Source organism: Clostridium sp. OF09-36 (assembly GCF_003481985.1).
Taxonomy (GTDB): domain Bacteria; phylum Bacillota; class Clostridia; order Lachnospirales; family Lachnospiraceae; genus Brotaphodocola.
This window is the reverse complement of the sequence record NZ_QUMD01000055.1, coordinates 1-3815: the sequence shown is the minus strand read 5'-3', so window position 1 is coordinate 3815 and position 3815 is coordinate 1. Positions and strand designations below refer to the sequence as shown.

The window sequence follows — 3815 nt, the reverse complement described above, 5'->3', positions numbered from 1 at the left end:
ATCTTGGCAATACATATGGTATACTATAAATATGGATAATAATATATTTAATATTAAGGAAAATAGTCTTTCGTATGGTAGAGGTTATGTTTATTCTTTACAGTATCATTTGGTATGGTGTACAAAATACCGTAAAAAAGTTTTAGCAAATGGAATCGATGTGGAATGCAAAGAAATGTTACAAGGATTGGCGGAAGAGTATCACTTTCAGATTTTGGCTATGGAGGTAATGCCGGATCACATTCATCTGCTTGTGGATTGTCGCCCACAGTTCTTTATTTCTGACATGATTAAAATCATGAAAGGAAATATTGCCAGACAGTTATTTCTTTCACATCCGGAATTAAAACAGCAGTTGTGGGGTGGACACCTTTGGAATCCTTCCTATTGTGTAGTGACAGTGAGTGAGCGCAGTAAAGAACAGGTTTTGTCGTACATAGAAGGGCAGAAGGAGAAAGAAAAGCGAAAGTAGGAAAATCTCATGAAGACGGTATCCAGTTATGGTGTAGAAATTAAAAAACAGAATATTCCCCTTCACCAAACACTGAGGATTTATCGTCAGGCAGTTTCTTATCTGAGCAAAGTGTATCATGAAGTATGGGAAGGACTTTCGGAAATTGAGAACACCCAAAAGCGGTTTAATGAAGCGGAACATCTTGTACATAATACAAAGAAAAATGTGGCCAGATTTGATTTCGACCAGCGTTTTGTTAAAATGCCATCTTACTTGAGACGTGCAGCGATTCAGCATGCACTTGGAAGTGTATCTTCTTACAAAACACGAATGAAATTATGGGAAAACGGCGATTTATCAGGGAAGCCGAAACTCGTATATGAAAATCACGCGATGCCGGTATTTTACAGAGATGTCATGTACAAACCGAGCGAGTCAGGGGAAGATATTGCATATCTGAAATTATATGATGGTTATGACTGGAAATGGTTTCGCGTTTCTCTGCTGCATACAGATATGGAATATCTGAGAAAACATTGGTCAGGAGTTTGCGCTATGGCCCCGGTTCTGGAGAAGAAGCATCAAAAATATTTTCTGAGATTTTCTTATACGGAGGATGTGATATTGACGAAACATGCTGTAAATGAGCAAATCATTTGTAGCATAGATCTGGGAATCAATACGGATGCGGTTTGCACAATCATGCGTTCAGACGGAACTATTCTGGGACGAAAATTTATAGATTTCCCCAGTGACAAAGACCGGCTGTACCATGTTTTGGGCAGAATTCGCAGATTTCAAAGAGAACATGGTTCCGGGCAGATAAAGAGCAGATGGACCTATGCTAAAAGACTAAACATGGAATTATCCAGGAAAATCGCAAATGCAATCGTAACATATGCGGGGAAATATCAGGCAGATGTACTGGTCTTTGAGTACTTAGAGATAAAAGGGGTTATTTCCGGAAAGAAACGTCAGCAGCTTCATATGTGGAGAAAACGGGATATTCAGAATATATGCGAGCATCAGGCTCACAGACATGGAATGAGACTGGCGAGGGTCTGTGCCTACAATACCAGTAGGCTTGCTTATGATGGAAGTGGTATGGTAGAGCGAAGCAAAAAGAATCACAGCTTGTGTGTATTCAAAAATGGGAAAACATACAACTGTGATTTATCTGCATCCTATAATATTGGAGCAAGATATTTTATCAGAGAATTATTAAAACCCTTCCCGGAAACGGAAAGGTCTTTACTGGAGGCAAAAGTTCCTTCAATAAAGCGTAGAACCTCATGTGTTTATGCAGATTTGAGAGTGTTGCACGATGTATTGGCAGACTCTAAATCCGCATGAATGCAGGCAGATATTCAGTGGACTACCTGTAATGTGGAAACCTGCCGTATCCGGCATGGACATTGCGCATAGTTGCGCTGTTCTAAGTTACAGGCGTATCCACCGATATTTAGTCTTGTCGCTTAAAGCGGCTGAGAAGCACGTGACTTTAGTCATGTGAGGTTCAGTTCGCCCGGCGCGAACGTTATTCTTAAAGGTGAAAGTCCTAAGTGCACCTGTTAGCGGGAAGCACATAGCCAACATGGCAAGGGTGTCCACTGTAAGGTGGAATCTGAAGGAAGCCTGCGGCAAACCATTGGTCCGACGGACAGAAATCATGTATAAGGCTTACAGTTCGGATAAGACTGCTGAATAAGTTGAAGTCCAATAGCTAACGTGGAACTGGTAGTAGACATGGCGGATAGATGATGGGAAAGATGGCGTATTTTAACCGGGGAGATCCTATGAGTGGTTCCATTAGCCATAGTAACAACGAATCATAGGAAGTCAGCAGATGTCATAGTAGCGAAGAAGTCCGGGAAACCGGATGGAGCAAAGGACAGAACAGTTAATCAGCTGGAGTACGTCCTGATTGAGAGTTTAGACAAAACACATGCCGAGAGGAGTACCACAAGTACTAAGTGGTCGAAACTCACGAAAAGGAAGGGAAACAGTGCATGGAAAAACAAAGTACAATAATCGAAGACATACTGTCCAAAGATAACCTAAACCGTGCATATCAGCAGGTAATAAAGAATAAAGGTGCGGCAGGGGTGGATGGAATGGAATGCGAAGGATTGCTCTCTCATTTGAGAGCCAATGGCACTCAACTCAGAGAAAGTGTAAGAAATCAATCATATAAGCCCATGCCGGTGAAACGGGTTGAAATCCCAAAAGAAGATGGAAGTAAGCGGAAGTTGGGGATTCCAACAGTGAAAGACCGAATGATTCAACAAGCAATATCGCAGGTCTTAGGACCAATATATGAGAGAAAATTTCATGCAAACAGCTATGGTTTCAGACCTGGAAAGAGTGCTCAACAAGCGGTACTAAAAGCTGTTGAATATATGAATGAAGGGTATAACTGGGTTGTTGACCTTGACTTGGAAAAATTCTTCGATACGGTAAATCATGATAAGCTCATTTCTATCTTAAACAAAGAGATTAAGGACGGAAAAGTTCTGTCGTTAATTCGAAAGTTTCTGGTAAGTGGTGTCATGGTTGGTGAGCAGATGGAAGAAACGGAGATAGGAACACCGCAAGGAGGAAATCTCTCGCCACTTCTTGCAAACATTATACTGAATGAACTAGATTGGGAACTTGAAAAGCGAAAACTAAAATTTGTAAGATATGCAGATGACTGCATTATTCTAGTGAGGAGTCAGAAAGCGGCTAACCGAGTAATGGAATCAATTACAAGATACATTGAATCTAAGCTTATCTTAAAAGTGAACCGGAAGAAAAGCAAAATAGGACGTCCCACAGAAATAAAATATCTTGGCTTTACTTTCTACAATCAGTTCAAGGAAAAGAAATACAAGGCAAAGGCTCATGAGAAGTCAATCCAAAAAGTAGTAAAGAGGCTGAAACTACTTACAAGCCGTAAATGGAGTGTAAATAACGCATACAAAGCACAAAAAATATCAGAAGTTCTTAGAGGTTGGATTAACTACTTTAAAATTGGCTCAATCCTTACAGTAACCCGGAAATTGGATAGAATACTTCGATACAGATTTCGAATGTGTATATGGAAACATTGGAAAACTCCACAAAATAAATTTAGAAATCTGGTAAAACTCGGAGTGTGGGAAGGAAATGCGGCGAAAGCGGCATGGTCCCATGGCTATGCGCGAATATGCCGTTCAGAAGCAGTATGCTATGCAATATCCAATGCACGCCTTGCAAAGTTCGGATTATTATCTGCGGAAACGTACTTTGTGCAAGTGTCAAGTTAACTGAACCGCCGGATGCGGAACCGCATGTCCGGTGGTGTGAGAGGTCGGCGGCGATAGCCGCCTCCTACTCGATC

3 protein-coding genes are annotated in these 3815 nt (G+C 41.1%); all 3 read left to right on the top strand.

Annotated elements, in window-relative coordinates:
* Positions 1 to 31 precede the first annotated feature (31 nt).
* The 3 genes from tnpA (at position 32) to ltrA (ending at position 3741) form a co-directional block, all read left to right on the top strand.
* The gene (gene tnpA, locus DXA97_RS19290) at positions 32 to 472 is read left to right on the top strand and encodes an IS200/IS605 family transposase (protein WP_118543855.1); all 441 of its coding nucleotides are present in this window, start codon (positions 32 to 34) and stop codon (positions 470 to 472) included.
* Between the two features lie 9 nt (positions 473 to 481).
* The gene (locus DXA97_RS19285) at positions 482 to 1807 is read left to right on the top strand and encodes an IS200/IS605 family element transposase accessory protein TnpB (RefSeq protein WP_118721432.1); all 1326 of its coding nucleotides are present in this window, start codon (positions 482 to 484) and stop codon (positions 1805 to 1807) included.
* Positions 1808 to 2463: 656 nt separating this feature from the next.
* Positions 2464 to 3741, top strand: coding sequence for a group II intron reverse transcriptase/maturase (ltrA, locus tag DXA97_RS19275; protein WP_118586736.1), 1278 nt, complete (start codon positions 2464 to 2466; stop codon positions 3739 to 3741).
* Positions 3742 to 3815 lie beyond the last annotated feature (74 nt).